At 64.2% G+C, this 14,849-nt stretch carries 13 protein-coding genes; 7 read left to right on the forward strand and 6 right to left on the reverse strand.

Features of this window, described 5'->3' with window-relative positions:
• Positions 1-16: 16 nt before the first annotated feature.
• The 6 genes from EPL01_RS14305 (at position 17) to EPL01_RS14330 (ending at position 6,478) form a co-directional block, all read left to right on the forward strand.
• A complete protein-coding gene (locus tag EPL01_RS14305) occupies positions 17-1,237 on the forward strand; it encodes a HEAT repeat domain-containing protein (protein WP_135825953.1) in 1,221 nt (406 codons plus the stop codon).
• Between the two features lie 120 nt (positions 1,238-1,357).
• Positions 1,358-3,322: a methyl-accepting chemotaxis protein gene (locus tag EPL01_RS14310; RefSeq protein ID WP_135825954.1), complete on the forward strand. Its 1,965-nt coding sequence runs from the start codon at positions 1,358-1,360 to the stop codon at positions 3,320-3,322.
• Positions 3,323-3,445: 123 nt separating this feature from the next.
• A complete protein-coding gene (locus EPL01_RS14315) occupies positions 3,446-4,315 on the forward strand; it encodes a CheF family chemotaxis protein (protein WP_135825955.1) in 870 nt (289 codons plus the stop codon).
• A gap of 233 nt (positions 4,316-4,548) precedes the next feature.
• Positions 4,549-5,166, forward strand: coding sequence for a hypothetical protein (locus EPL01_RS14320; RefSeq protein ID WP_135825956.1), 618 nt, complete (start codon positions 4,549-4,551; stop codon positions 5,164-5,166).
• Positions 5,166-5,921, forward strand: coding sequence for a hypothetical protein (locus EPL01_RS14325; protein WP_135825957.1), 756 nt, complete (start codon positions 5,166-5,168; stop codon positions 5,919-5,921). Before EPL01_RS14320 ends, EPL01_RS14325 begins: the two co-directional genes overlap by 1 nt.
• Before the next feature lie 56 nt (positions 5,922-5,977).
• On the forward strand, positions 5,978-6,478 hold the full coding sequence (locus tag EPL01_RS14330) for a hypothetical protein (RefSeq protein ID WP_135825958.1): 501 nt from the start codon (positions 5,978-5,980) through the stop codon (positions 6,476-6,478).
• 37 nt (positions 6,479-6,515) lie between these two features.
• Here EPL01_RS14330 and EPL01_RS14335 read toward each other — a convergent pair whose 3' ends face one another.
• From EPL01_RS14335 to EPL01_RS14350, 4 genes are all read right to left on the reverse strand, one after another.
• A complete protein-coding gene (locus tag EPL01_RS14335) occupies positions 6,516-7,277 on the reverse strand; it encodes a helix-turn-helix transcriptional regulator (RefSeq protein ID WP_135825959.1) in 762 nt (253 codons plus the stop codon).
• A 214-nt stretch (positions 7,278-7,491) separates the two neighbouring features.
• Entirely contained in the window at positions 7,492-8,448 is a 957-nt protein-coding gene (locus EPL01_RS14340; RefSeq protein WP_135825960.1) for a GDP-mannose 4,6-dehydratase, read from the reverse strand.
• An 80-nt stretch (positions 8,449-8,528) separates the two neighbouring features.
• Positions 8,529-9,995, reverse strand: a complete 1,467-nt coding sequence (locus EPL01_RS14345; RefSeq protein ID WP_135825961.1) for a flippase — start codon at positions 9,993-9,995, stop codon at positions 8,529-8,531.
• A 364-nt stretch (positions 9,996-10,359) separates the two neighbouring features.
• Entirely contained in the window at positions 10,360-12,174 is a 1,815-nt protein-coding gene (locus tag EPL01_RS14350) for a hypothetical protein (RefSeq protein ID WP_135825962.1), read from the reverse strand.
• A 664-nt stretch (positions 12,175-12,838) separates the two neighbouring features.
• On the opposite strand from EPL01_RS14350, the gene EPL01_RS21750 reads away from it, so the two are divergent.
• Positions 12,839-13,006, forward strand: coding sequence for a DUF7331 family protein (locus EPL01_RS21750; RefSeq protein WP_168215920.1), 168 nt, complete (start codon positions 12,839-12,841; stop codon positions 13,004-13,006).
• Between the two features lie 566 nt (positions 13,007-13,572).
• On the opposite strand, the gene EPL01_RS22060 is transcribed toward EPL01_RS21750, so the two are convergent.
• Complete coding sequence (locus tag EPL01_RS22060; protein ID WP_210424151.1) at positions 13,573-13,737, reverse strand: hypothetical protein; 165 nt, start codon at positions 13,735-13,737, stop codon at positions 13,573-13,575.
• A gap of 44 nt (positions 13,738-13,781) precedes the next feature.
• Positions 13,782-14,762: a glycosyltransferase gene (locus tag EPL01_RS14355; RefSeq protein WP_135825963.1), complete on the reverse strand. Its 981-nt coding sequence runs from the start codon at positions 14,760-14,762 to the stop codon at positions 13,782-13,784.
• Positions 14,763-14,849 lie beyond the last annotated feature (87 nt).

Below are 14,849 nucleotides of genomic sequence, written 5' to 3' on the forward strand. Positions count from 1 at the left end.
CTTCCATCGAACAGTTGTGACTTCGCTGTTCGAACTGGAGAAGACGGGCGACGTGGACCAGATCACCTCGCTGTTGACAAACAGCAACAGCGAGCCGGTCCGCCGCCGCGCGGCCGATATCCTCGGTGAGGTGGACGCATCCGACGAGGAGGTCGTCGGGCCGCTGGTGACGGCCGCCCAGAACGACAGCAGCGAGGCCGTGCGGGCCGCGGCCATCGACGCGCTCGACCAGCGCCACGCGGTCGAGCGACTGGTCTCGGCGCTGACCGGCGAGGAGATACCGACCGACGGTGCCGAGTGGGCGCGCGCCGAGGCGCTGGTCGAGACGCTGTCGGCCGACCAGCCGGAACTCCGGATGGCCTCCGCCAACGCGCTCGGGCGAATCGGCAACAAGGCCGGGACCAAGGCGCTGGTCAAGCATCTCGGCGACCCCGACCAGCGGGTCCGCGCTCGGGCGGCCCGGGCACTCGGTCGCATCGAGGACCCGCGGGCGATTTCGGCGCTCCGCAAGCGGTTGAACGACGAGAGCGTCGAGGTCCGCCGCGAGGCCGCCGACTCGCTCGGTCGCATCGGCGGCGAGGAGTCGCTGGCGGCGCTGTTGGACCTCCTCGACGACGAGAGCGAGACCGTCAGGCGAATCGCGGCTAACTCGCTGGGCAACTTCGGGAGCGCCAAGCCGCTGGACGCGCTCGTCTCGATGCTGACCGACGAGAGCGAGACCGTCCGCCGGGCGGCGGTGTTCTCGCTCATCGAACTCCTGTCGAACGCGCCGGGCCAGAAGAGCCACGAACTCCGCGAGCGGATGGTCGAGAAACTGAGCGCCAACGACCACCGGAGCGTCGTGGACTCGCTGGTGGACATCCTCGAACAGGGCAACCAGCCCCACCAGCGCCGGAACGCCGCGTGGTTGCTGGGACGGGTGACTGGCGAGAACAACCGCGAGGCCGCAATCCGGGCGCTGGCGTCGGTGCTGGACGACAAGGACGGGATGACCGCGCAGTTCGCCGCGACCAGTATCGCCGAAATCGGCGGGGAAGTCGCCGAGGACGTGCTGTTGGAGGTGCTGGAAGACCCCGAGGCCAGCGGGAGCGCGCGCGCCAAGGCGGCGTTCACCCTCGGAAAAGTCGGCGGCGAGCGCGCGCGCCGGGAACTCGACTCGCTCATCGACGACACCGACGACGAGGAGGTCCGAAAGCGGGCCTTCTCGGCGCTGTCGAAACTCGGCGGTCGGGGATAAGGGGGCCGAAATCCCAGGAAGTATTAGCGGAGTATCTTTCTTCCGGGGAGGGGACCGGGTTATCGCGCGTGAAATTTGCGTAAAACTTTATATCCGGTTGGTGTCTCTTTCCAGCATAAGATGGTCCGGGACAGGCTACTGAAAATTTTAACTACCTTACGAGACGGGGACAGCCCCGCTGACGCGCAACGGAACGTCACGTTCGACGGCGGCACGCAGACCGAGGACGTATCGGTCTCGGAGAGTCGAACTGTCACCCGATCGCAAATTTCCGAAACGTATCGAGACGCCGAGGCGAGCGACGACCTCCAGCAGGCTCAAGCGGTCCACCTCGGACAGTTGTTGGACGACCCCGAGGGCGCGGCCGCCGACGCTGGAGACCTCGGTCAGCGCCACGTCGACGCCGAGGTGTCGCCCGCGGCGTTCGCCGGAACCTACGAGGCGGGCGTCGAGGAGCTCGTCGGCGAGACGTTCGAGCGACTCGAACACCGCCTCGGCGCGGGCAACGAGGCGGTCGCCGAGGAGCTCCGGCGCGCCGAGGACGAACTCCAGTCGGCGCTGTCGGCGACGATGGCCGACATGCAGACCGGTCTCGACGCCTACGAAGTGGGCGTGCCGGACGAGGTGGACGTGGCCGGTGAGGCCGACGACGAGGAAGACGAACTCAACGTGGACGACGACGACCTCCTCGACGGTATCGGCGTCCCCGTGTTCATGCTAGACACGAAGCGCGATGAAGTCGCGGCGTGGAACTCCGCACTCGAAGAGTTGACGGGCGTCCCCGCCGACGAGGCGCTTGGCACCGAGAACGTCAGCGAGGCGTTCTACCCCGACGGGCGGCGCGTCGACACCCTCGCCGACAAAGTCGCGGCGTCTCCCGAGTCGGCCCACGTCGAGTTCGACGTGGAGAAAGCCGACAGCGCGCGAACCCTCTACACCGACGAGAGTACGATGGTCGACCGCGACGGCGTCGAGCGCAGCATCGAGTTCTCCGCGATGCCGCTGTACGACGACGGCGAACTCATCGCGGTCGTGGAGACGGTTCGAGACCGCACCGAGGACATCCGCAGACAGGAGGGCATCACCGCGCTGGTCGAGGAACTCATCGGCACCCTGACCGCGATGGAGATGGGCGACCTCTCGGCCCGCGCGTCCTTCGAGGATGAGTACGACGTGGTGGACGACTCGCTCATCGAAGTCGTCGGACAGGTCAACGACATGGCCGAGCGCTTCGAGATTCTGACCGAGCGCGTCGGCGAGCAGGCCGACGACCTCGAAGACTCGGTCGAGCGAGCCTCCGAGTCGGCCCGCGTCATCGACGAGCGCGTGGACGAACAGACCGCTCAGCTCTCGGAGGTCGCCACCCAGATGGAGAACTTCTCGGCCAGCATGGAGGAGGTCGCGGCCAGTTCCGACGAAGTCGCCTCGGCGGCCGAGCAGGCCAAAGCCTCCGCGGACAGCGGTCTCGAATCCAGCGAGGGCGCACGTGAAGCCACCGAGGAGGTCATCAAGAGCAGTGACGAACTGGTCGAGACCGTGACCGAACTCGAATCTCAGATGAACGAAATCGAGGAGGTCGTGGAGGTCATCGCCGAGGTGGCCGACCAGACCAACCTGCTGGCGCTGAACGCCAACATCGAGGCCGCTCGCGCTGGCGAGGCCGGAAGCGGGTTCGAGGTCGTCGCCGACGAGGTCAAAGAGTTGGCAAACGAGACGCGCGAACACACCGAGGAAATCGCCACGCGCATCGAGGACGTCCAGGCCCAAGCCAACGAGACCGTCATCGCGGTCGAAGAGGGCAACGACCAAATCAAGCGCGCTGGCGACGAAATCGAGGACGCGCTCGTCGCGCTCGAAGAAATCGCCGACGCGGTCGAGGAGGCCGCGACCGGCGTCACCGAAGTCGCGGAGGCGAACGACGAGCAGGCGGCCAACGTCGAGCAGGTCATGGCGACCGTCGAGAACGTGCGCGACCAGACTCAGGAAGTCGAGGAAGCCACCGACGAAATCGTCTCGGCGACGCGCGAGCAGAACGAGGCCATCGACGAACTCTCGGCGCGGGTCAACGACATGCGAAGCGAGTAACCTCGCCGACCCGCCCGGTATGACCGCATCGAAACCACCAAGGAGACACCGAGGCTACCCCTCGACCAGAGGCGAGGCGACGGTTCGCCGACGCGAATCGCGCCGACGAACGCTACACCACGCATGAACAAGGAAGGCGAACACAAGATTGCCGACACGAAGGGGAAGTTCCTACAAGTCGTCAAGAAGGGCCGCAAGCTGAACGACCCGGAGTGGACCAGCGGCCGCATCCTGCTGTCGAACAAGCGACTCGTGTTGGCGGGCAATCAGGGCAAGCGCACCATCCCGCTGTCGGAGATCAAGGGGCTGACCGGGCGCTACGACGTGAATCAGGCGGTCGCCTCGGTTTCGAACTACCTCAGCGTGGAGTTCGGCAAGAACGTCGTCCTGCTGGCGACCAGCATGGACATCGACGAGTTCGAGACCGAGGTCTACGGGGCGCTGCTCAACCAGAAGATGATCCTGACCAAGCACCCTGCGGTCGAAGGGGGCGTGATTCAGGACACCGACTGGGAGAAGGCCCGCGTCAAGATTACCGAGGAGATGGTCAACATCGCCATCGCCTCGGGCACGTTCGTCGGCATCGAACTGGACGACATCGGCTCGGTCGAGCGCGCGACCCGGACGGTCAAGGGCGAGCAGCGCACCGTGCTGGAGGTCGAACACACTCAGGGCGACACCAGCGTCCAGACGTACATCTCGGGCCAGACCCGGCGGTGTGCCCTGCTGGAATCGCTGTTCGAGAAGGGCGAGCGCAAGAACGAGGGCGGCGTCGAACTCGACGAGACCGAGAAGGAAGTGCTGATGGCGCTCTACTCGGGGGTCTCGTCGTTCGAAATTCCGGACTTCCTCGGCATGGACGTAGACGAGGTAGAGAGTATCTTCGAGCGACTCGTGGAGGTGGACGTGCTGGAGGAAGTGCGAAAGCGGCGCGAAGTGAGTCTGAAGACTCGCGGTCGTAATATTGCGAGCGAGTCGATAAACGAGAAGTGACCACACGACGAGAGCGAATCGCAGGGGAGCGTGAGTACTCTCGGTGGGCTTTGCAGTGTTCGTTCGAAATTCGGTAGCCGCACAACCGTCGAACCCCCACAGTTTTGCAGGACCTACCAACTATCCGAAGACCCGGAAGAACTACCAACTCTTCCATAATTTTTAGGACTAAATTATTATTCAGTAATTAAAAATAACTATCCAAGATATGTAAAATCATATGTTCCGAGAACATGAACGGAGACATCTCGGGCGACAACGAACCAAGTGAGCGGATAGGACGACGACCAGTGCTACAGTCTCTCGGTGGAATCGGTGCTTCCACTGTCGGTCTCTCCACGCTCGGTGAAGCGGCCGCAGGTGGTGTAAACCGGTACGTCGGCTACACCTACGACCCGGCGTACTTCAACCTGTACGCCAAATCGGAGGCGAAAATCACCGAGACACACTCCGAACTTCGGGGTCGAATTCAAATCCAGAACGTTCCGGGAGTCGTCCAGAAGGACGGCAAACCGACCCGGAACGTGACGATTCCGGTGTCGCCGCAGAACCCGACGGTCGCCGAGGCACCAAGCGGGCATCCCAATTCCCGCATCTTCCACGAACTCGAAACCGAGGAGTTCGGCAAGTCGAACAAAGACTCTAGCGGCCCCGGTGGTGCGCCGCTGATCGTGAACATTCACTCCGCCCAGAACCTCACGGGGGCGATCGGCTACCCCGACAACCCACAGCACATCGGCTTCGCGCTCGCTAACGTTGCGGATCATCAGTCCGAGCAAGAAGCACTGCAGCGCATCGAGACGACACTGAAACGGCGTAAACAGTCTCTCAGCTACGGAGGTGAGCGATAATGGTAGTCGACAACGGCGTCCTCGACCGCGGGAAGTACTACGGCACTCACGAGGACAAGTACGGCAACGTCACCGACTTCGAGATCGCGTACGGAACGACCGGATGGGACAGAGAACTCAACGACAGCCCGTTCGACGAAATCCCGCCCGCCGGGAAGAACCGGTGGCACTCGTACATCTGGTGGGACCAGAAGCCGGAGCATCCCAACAGTTACGGTAGCTACATCTACGAAACCGGGTGGGACCTGTCGGTTACCGTCCTGCCGACGGACAACCCCAACAACAACGACGACCCCATCGACTACCCGACCGCCATCACCAATCCGAAGCCCGAAGACAGCAAGTACGGGTCCGTGGACCTCGAAATCTCGGCGACTGTCGGCGGTTCCTACAGCGTCTTCTCTGCGGGCGTCGGCGACACCTACACCATCGAAATCAAGGACCCCCTCGACACGACCAAGGACGACACCGGAACTCAGTACAGCGAAATCGTCTGGGACCGCTGGCACCCGAACAAGGACGTCGGCTGGAGCGACTCGCTCGAAAATGCCGCTGGCGTCCGCTACACGGTCGAGGCCGGGAGTCTAGATCCCGACGTGAACTACGACGCGGAGAACGAGTCTCCGTACGACCGGTTCGACGTGACCCTCGAAGCCAACGGTCAACTCAAGTACACCTACGACACGAACGGCACGCGGGTGTACTGTGAGACCCCGACCCGGACGTGGTATCCGGGGGCCGAGGTCACCAACTGACGCCGTCGTTCCAATTTTTCGTAACTAAATTGAGTCCGAATAGACACTGCCCAGACATGCGTCGCGTGCTACTAGTCGTTGTCGGCGTCTGCTTCCTCTGTGCCGGTGTCGCGTCCGTCGGCACTACTGTGGACGTCGCAGACCCAACGTACACCGCCGAGTCGGTCCCCGCAGACCAAGTAGACGAGGACGACGATGTGACCTCGGTAGAGGAGCTACCATCCCAGACTCGACGGGTCGCTAAGGGACTCCTCGAGGGTGAAACGTACGAACCGAAGCGATACCAAGTGTCGATAGCGGCCGTCCACTTCGTTACGATCAGCACTGACGACGGCGGTGTCTACCTAGGTCTGTCCCCTCACGCCGAACGGCTTCGGTCGGTCAGGTATCTCGAGCAGGACGGCACGCATTACCGCGTCACCGATCAGGGTGGCGCGGTTCCAGCGGACCTGCTACCGAAGCACGTGCTGTCGGCAGTGCTGTTGGTTGTCGGCAGCCTCTCCGTGGCTCGCGGAGCGGGATTGTTGGACACATCCGAGATCGTCATTGACGAGTGATAGAACGGTCCCGACTCGTCGTCGCTCGCCGACCGGGTTACCGCTCCGGAGTCACGGTCGTCGCGTCGGTGCTGTACTCCCGATAGACCGTTTCGGCCCACGACACGGCCGCGTCGGTGTCGTTACACACCACGCCTCGGATGTTCCCTCGGTCGCCGTACAGCACCAAGTACATCCGTTGGGTCGGGTCCGTCGTCACTCCCAGTTCGTACGGAAGCGTGCGTTCGGTTCGCTTCAAGGTCGCGGCCTCGGTCCGTTCGAGCCTTCGTTTCTTGTCCGGGTGTTCCTCCTGAATCCACGCCAGCACGTCGCTTCCGAACACGGTTTCGGCGGTTAGACTCCCGTCGAAGAGTTGCTGGCAGTACAACTCGAGAAACGTCGGCAGGACGACAGGCGTGAAAAACCGGAGGTCATTCGCTTCCGCGACTATCGTCTCGATGTCCGAAAGTACCGCGGTCGGCGCGCATCGGTCCGGCGTCGTCAGTTCCGCTTCGACGAGGACGGTCTGGTCAAACGGTGCGTCGTCGGGAATCGCCGCGAGTATACCACGTTCGTTGGCATCTTCGAGAGCACCGAACGACTTTATGTATCGCCGGAACTCAGGGTACACTAGTTTTCCGAACGTCGTTGGCGCGTACGTGCCCGCAGATTCGGTCAGAAAGTCGTGTTCGACGAGTTGGTCGAGTCCCCTGTACACCGTCGAGCGCGAGGCAGAAGATTGTGAAGCCAGTTCCCGGCGGTCTCTCGTGCCGTCGAGGATGGCCGCCATGAGTTCGGCCCGTCTGGCTAACGTCCGCATCCTGTCACGACATACAGCGGGGATCATTTCGCTTCGTTTCATCCTTGCGTTTTAATGTAAACTTTTTCAAAATACAGTAAATATTCTACATATAGATAGTTATTCTACGGTTTGGATAATGGTACTATTTATTGGCTGTGAGGAACGAAGCACGCCGGTGTCGGAGTTGCCGGTCTGGGACTACGGTGGGTTCCGCTGCAACGAATAGGGCGAGTCAGCGCAACCCTTCTATCTCCGCCAAGTCCCGCAGGCCCTCCTCCAGCGAAACGGTCGGCTCGTAACCCAACTTCTCGCGGGCCTTCGAGATGTCGGGTTCGCTGTGGCGGATGTCGCCGGGCCGGGGGTCCACGTGCGTAATCTCCGAGTCCGAATCCGTCACCTCGACCACCGTCTCGGCGAGTTCCCGAATCGTGACGGTCTCGCCCGTGCCGACGTTGAACGGTTCACCGACGTGGTCGGTCGTCGCGGCCAGCAGGTTCGCCTGCACTACGTCCGAGACGTGGACGAAGTCGCGGGTCTGGCCCCCGTCGCCTTCGATGGTGAGCGGGCCGTCCCGAGCCTGCTGGAAGAAGACGTTCACGACCGCGCTGTACTCGGGATTCTGGCGCGGGCCGTAGACGTTGAAGTAGCGCAGGGGGACGGTTTCGAGGCCGTAGAGGTCGTGGTACCGCCGGGCGTAGTGGTCGAGCGAGAGCTTGTCGATGCCGTAGGGCGAGGCCGGGTCCTTCGAGTCGCCCTCCGAGACCGGCACCTCGTCGGGGTGGCCGTAGATGGCCGCCGAGGAGGCCAGCACCACGCGGGCATCCTCGTTTCGTGCGCACTCCAGCAGGTCCACGGTCGCGGCGGCGTTGATGCGGTTGCTCGCGGGCGGGTTCTCGACCGACTCCTCGACGCTGACGAGCGCGGCCTCGTGGAAGACCAGACTCGCGCCGTCCATCGCCTCGGCGACGGTCTCCTCGTCGCAGATGTCGCCCTCGATTAGGTCCGCTTCGTCGGGCACGTTCTCCCGCGCGCCGCCAGAGAAGTTGTCCAGCACGCGGACCTCGTTGTCCTCGACCAGCGCCTCGGCGAGGTGGCTTCCGATGAACCCCGCGCCGCCGGTTATCAACACCGTCTCTCCGGATACGGTCGGGCCGTCCGCCGACCCGAGCGACTCCTCGCTGTCGTTCATATCACTCTCCTCGGTTCCTGAGGCCAAATAAATCGGGCTTTCAGGCGTGTGAATGAGTGCCACTCAAGCGGGGATTGCGGTCAGGAGAGGATAGTCCGGACGCGCCGGATGTCGAGCAGGCCGCCCGCGATGGAGAGGCCGCCCCAGACCGCGACGCCCGCGAAAATCGAGGCGACGACCGCGAGCGCGCCGCCGACCTGCGCGAGGACCGCCACGACCGCAATCGACATCGCGGCCGTGACCCCGACGACCGCGGCGAGGTGGCGCGCGAGTTCCCCGACCGCCAACGAGAGTTCCGAGTGGATGACCCAGAGCGTGACCGCCAGCACTCCGGCGTGGGTGATGACCGTCGCGCCAGCCGCGCCGACCACGCCGAAGGCCGGAATCATCACGAGGTTGAGCAGGAAGTTGGCGACCGACCCTCCTCCTTTGGCGATGGCCCGCTCGCGGGCCCTCCCGAGGAAGTCGAGGGTGTCCCCCGTGACGTAGGAGACCGCTTGGAGGACGACGTAAGCCGAGAACACCTGTAGGACGGGCGCGGCGTCGGCCCACTTGTCGCCGAAGACCAGCGTGATGGCTGGTTCGGCCACGATGACGATGCCCGCCGCGGCCGGGACGTACAGCAGGAGGATGTACTTCAGCGTGGTCTCGTAAATCTGGGCGGCGTGGTCGGTCTCGCCGTCGGCCTTGTGTTCGCCGTAGGCGGGCGAGAGCGTGAACCCGAGCGAGGCGGCGGGCGAGTGGACGAACCCCATAATCTGCTTGGCGAGGTAGTAGTAGCCCACCGCGACCGGGTTCATGAAGTAGCCGACCAGAATCGTGTCCACGCGCTTGTCGAGGATGTTGGCTCCTCGGGTCGCGGTCAGCGGGATGCTGTACCGGGCGACTCGGCGCGTCAGCCCCGGTTCCGGCGAACTCGACCGGTCGGCGTCCCGATAACACTTCCGGTAGAGGAGGCCGAGCCCCAGCGCTGCGCCGACCCCGTAGCCGACGATGTAGCCCACGAGGGCACCGATTGCCCCGCCGATGAGCAGGACGAACGCCGCCGCGAGCGCGAGGCGGCTTATCGACCCGACGGCCCGGATGACCGCGCTGTTGGTAATCTGGTTGTAGCCCTGAAACAGGACCTGCGAGAAGGTGAACATCGAGTGGACCGCGATGTAGGCCGCCCCGACCACGAGGAGGGGTCCGAGTTCCGGTTGCCCGATTAGCTCGGAGACGTGTCCGGCCAACAGCGCGAACAGGCCGCCCACGACGCCGATGGCCGCGAGCCGGTAGACGACCGCGGCCCGGAGGACGTGTGGCACTTGTCCGGGGTCCGTCTCGCGGTACTCGGTGATGTAGCGCGCCGCGGCCTTGGCGATGCCGAGGTCGCTGAACAGTTGGACGACGCCCATCACCGCCAGCGCCGCGCCCAGCAGACCGTACTGCTCTTGGGTGAGCAGGAATCGAGCCAACACGACCATCAGCACGCCGCTGGCGGCCATGTGGAGGACTCGCGCGCTCAGCATCGCCTTGAACGACCGCGAGAACTGTTTCAGGTCCATGTGAAGTCGTTCGTAGCGAGTGCGTCCGTTCGCCCCTCTCCTCCGGGAATCGGCCACCATCGCGGCGACGTATCCATCGGTCGCCGCGGCACGGACTCTACCGGAGGAAGACGTTGCCTCAGTCTCGCAGAGTAGTATTCACGTAGATTCATGACTGGCGAACTCGCGTCTTCCGACGCGCGGTTACTTTCATTCTCCCGGCGATGGGGCTTTGTTATGGGTCGCTTATCGGGAACGAGCCGAGGGAAGGCGTGACACGCCGCCCGAGTTGAGAACAGTAGCCCGAGTCTCTCCGTCGAGAAACGTCTCCCTCGACGCCGCCAAAGAAAAAAGCGAGTTCGCAAGGTCGGTTCGTCGCGCTCGACTACGCCGTACTGTTGGTCTCGCTGTCGGTCAGGTAGACCTGCATGCCGCCGTTGGCCTGCACGCGAGAGAGGCCCGGCGTCGAGTCGAGCGACCGGAAGCCCTGTCGGTCGAACCGGAAGCCCTTGTACACCTGGAGGTCCTGCTGCTTGGCCCGGTCGGTGTACGCCAGATACCGGTCCTCGTAGTGGCGTGAGATGTACTCCCCGGTGAAGTTCTCGTCCACCGCCGGATGCTCCTCGCTGGCGTAGAGGCTTCCCCTCGCCACCTTCCGCTTCCGACTCTCCTGATAGCCAAGCACGCCGTCAGTCCAGCGCTCGCCAGACCCGCGGATGCCGACGAACGCGGCCGAACCCTTGTGTTCGACCGCGGTCTCGTAGCCGTCCATCTGAGCCTCGGTGACGTGGCTGGACGACTGGTACATGTACGGCGACTGGTAGACGGTGGGAACCGAAACCGCGAGTAGGACCACCATCACGACGCCGAGCATGGTCCGGGCGCTCCTCTGCGAGAACCGAGTCGAGAGGCCCTCGACGACCCGCGAGAGCGCGATGGCACCGAGTATCGTCACCAGCACCAGCATGAAGCCCAGCTGTCGGAAGTGGAGCTTCTCGTAGCTGACGACGAAGTACGCCACGAACAGCATCCCGATGGGCACCAGTCCGAGACCGAGATAGCGGACGAACGCCGAAACGTCCGGCGAGTCGTCGATTCGGCCGAGGAACCCGCTCAGGACCAGCAGGCCCGCCAGCGCGAGGAACACGACGGCGACGAAGAACAGCTTGAGGAACAGCATCGTGAACGACCCGCCGATGGCCGACAGCGAGACCGCCTGCTGGGTCACCTCACCGCCGACCTCCGGGCCGTTCAGAATCATGTTGACCAGCGCGCTGGCCGCCCCGGACGCCCGCTCGTGGCGGGGTGCCCACACGAGGAAGATACCCGCGACGAGGGCGGTCTGGAGCGCCAACAGCGGATGGTCGCCTTCCCGGGTTCCCCACCACTTCGCAACGACCTGGAGGCCCAGCATCGCGGCGAAGACGAACAGGACGTTGAGCGCCTGCTGGGGGTGAATCAGCACGATTGCGGCCGAGGAGACGGCCATCAACAGCCCCGTGGGCGTTCCCACGAGGAGGTCGTCGCGGTCGGCCTCAGTGAGGTACCGCGCCAGCAGGAACAGCACCAGCGGGAGAAAGAGGATGGCCTGCGAGGTCGGGTGGGCCATCTGGAAGACGCTGATGTTGGTTATCGGGACGAACAGAAAGCCCGACAGCGCCGCGATTGCCGACGCGAGTTTGCTCTGGGTCATCCGCCACGTCGCCAGCGGCAGGAAGACGAGGAAGACCGCGTTGAACGCCATAATCATCACCAAGATGGCGCGGTTCAGCCCCATTCCGGTCGCGTCGGCGAGGAACACCGCGATGGTGTGCGTGCCGGGGTAGAGCAGGTCGAGCGTCGACATCCTGCCCGCGGCGATGTCTTTGGCCCACCCGAGGTGGGTCAGCGAGTCGCCCGCCCCGAAGAAGTAGTACGACCGCAGGACGGGAATCGACGCGATGGCGAGCGCCGCGACGCCGCCGAGCGCGAGCGCCAACTTCCGCGGTCGGCCCTCGGACTGCAACCCGACGAAGACGGCGACCAGCAGGGCCGCGCCCGTCCCGAGCCAAAACGAAAGCGGCGTCTCGGCGTAAATCGACAGTTCGTAGCTCTCCGGCGGCGACCCGTGCGCGACGAGTACCGCCGCGGCCAACGACACGAAACCGACGAGAAGTGCGCCTTTCTCCCATCTACGGGAGTCGTGAGTGTCCGAAGCCATGTGTAATCAAACCGCGCCCGGTCGGGCGCGTCGCTACCTCGAAACGTCCCCGCGTCGGGGCTTTGTTATGGGCCGCCTGAAGCGGTGTAGGTGGTGAAAACGGGAGTGTAGGCGCTCGCGGGACTGTTTCGAAGAGCGGTCGATTCTGCGTCGGGAGCGGGGCCGATTCGGGGTCAGGCGAGGGTCGATTCGGGGTCGGGCAAAGGTCGATTCGACCTCGAAAACGACAGTCAGCGCCTGCCAGACTGTTCCCGGCGATGCTCCTCCCTTCGGAAATATATAGGTTTCTGCAACAATTAAATAGTTAGTTTAAACAATTGTATAGGATGTTTTGTATCACCTCTCAATCCCGCGGGCGGCGACTGCGAGTAGTCGCCGCTCGCCCCGCGTCGAGGACCGACGCTCGACTTTTGCTGATTCTCCGCGGCGGACCGACGAACCGGTTCGGCACTCGCCAGACTGCCTCGACACTCGTTAGACTACCACGATAGCTATCGAAACACCCGTGGAATCGTGGGTGAATCGCCCCGCAGAATCGCTCCTCGGCCGCCGAGGAGGTATTTTGCGCCCTCACCGGAAACGAGACATTCGCTAACCCTTATCAGGGTACGGCAGTAAGTTACTCATAGATACCCGCTTACCGACCGTAAGCGGCCAGAAACCCATGACCGGAAAATACGAGAGCGACAACAACCGCGACGAAGCCGAAATCGACGCCGAACGCTACGCCGCCTTCAGCGACGGGAGCGGCGGCACCGTCGTCTACGACACCCAGAACGACGCCGCGTGGCTCAAGTCCGACGCGGCGGTCGAAATCACAGAGATGACCTGAGTTCGGTGTCGGTCGGCCAGTCGTCGAGTTGGCTGTGTGTTGTCTTTTTGGGGAGATGGGTTCAGACTGAGTCGAGACTTCGAGTAGGTGAGCCGTGGTTTCGAGAGTGACCGCGAGAGTCGGAAAGGCTGTAGTTTCGAAAGCCCTCGCGCTTGGAACCGCAGGAACCGACAGGGCAGTAGTGTCCTCGAAAGCCCTCGCGCGGTTCGCGGTCGTCGTCCGAGAGCGACGCTCTCGTGATCACGAAAATCTTCGATTTTCGAACGACTCCGGCGGATATTCTGCGCTCTCCGCACCGTCCGCGCAGAATAGAGCCGCCGGAGACGACCACGGCCTTCGGACACCGGCGGACAAACCGCGTCCGCCGAGCAGTCGTTCGCTTCGCTCACGACAACCGCGAACCCCGCTTGCCCTTTCAGTCCGCCAGGAAGTTGTCTGCCTCGCCGAGCGAGGTCCGTGGTCGTCTCGACCACAGAACCGCGGGTCTTGAACTCGCGGCCCGCGGCCGCGAACAACCGCAACCGCCGAACCGCGGGTCCTGACTTTCCGGCTTGTGGGCCGGAAAGTCAAGACGGATGCTGATGCTTGATTCGCTCGGCGACCTGCCCCGGAACCGGCGTCCCGCAGTCTCGGCACTTCCACGTTCGGGTCGTGTGTCCCTCCTCCTTCTGGAGGTCCTGCTTGTACCGCAGGGTCGCGCCGCAGGTGCATCGGTGGGTCGCTGGGGACATGCGCGATACTGGGGGCCGCGGAAAGATAAACCGCCCGCCGAGGGTCAGTTCAGCGCGCTGACCGTCGGTCGAGTGCGGTCGGTCGCGCCGTCGCGGTCGGTCACACCCGAGTCACGTCCGACCGCCTGCTCGTAGACCGCAGCGAGGCGCTCGGCGACGCGCTCGACCCGCAGGTCCGAAATCGCCTCCCGGCCGTTCGATTGGCAGGGGTCGGCCAGCACGTCGGCCAGTTCGTCGACGAGTTGGGCGTCCGTCCGGCAGATCGCCGAGGGCGAGACGCCCCGCAGACACTCGCGGACGTCGCCCACGTCGGTCGCCACCACCGGCAGGTTACAGCACATCGCCTCCTTGACCGAGTTGGGCAGGCCCTCCCGGCGCGAGGTCAGCAGGAGCGCGTCGGCGGCGTTCATGTACGCCGGAATCAACTCGTGGTCCACGCCGCCGAGCGGGTGGAGCGCCACGGGGTCGCCGACTCGCTCGCGGACCGACTCGACCACGCGCCCGGCCCGGGGAAAGTCCTTCACGTCCCTGTCCGGCGCGTAGGGAAACAGGACGTGGCGGGCCTCGTGGCTCCAGCCGACCCGCTCGCGGGCGGCGGGTTTTGGCGCTGGCTGGAACTGCTCGGCGTTCACGCCGTGGGGCACGACGTGGCTCTGGGCGTCGAGTTCCGCGTCCATCTCCTCGGACATCACGACGACCTCGTCGGCCCGCCTGGCGCAGGCCTGCGAGAGCCAGCCGAACTCTCCCAACAGGTCCGACCCCCACAGCGAGAGGACCACCGGCAGGTCCGACTGGGCCAGCGCCATCGGCGCGGTCAGGCCGTAGTTGGCGTGAATCAGATCGTAGTCTCCGGCGGCCTCTCGGACCGCCCGCGGAACGAACCGGAGGTAGTCGGCGACAGACCGGCCCTCGTCGGGATTTCCGGGTACCTCCAGCGTCGTGCGTTCGATACCGAGGTCGGCGAGCGCCGCGGTCTCCCGCCGGTAGAAGCCCGGCGTGTTGGCGGTGAGGCTGAGAACGTGCATTAGTTTCTCGGGGTCCGTCGCGGACCGCTCTGTGCTACTTTAGACCGATTCGGCCTTTGTAATTGGCCGGTTGAACTCGGAGAACAG

It is taken from the genome of Halorussus ruber, from assembly GCF_004765785.1.
Taxonomy (GTDB): Archaea; Halobacteriota; Halobacteria; order Halobacteriales; family Haladaptataceae; genus Halorussus; species Halorussus ruber.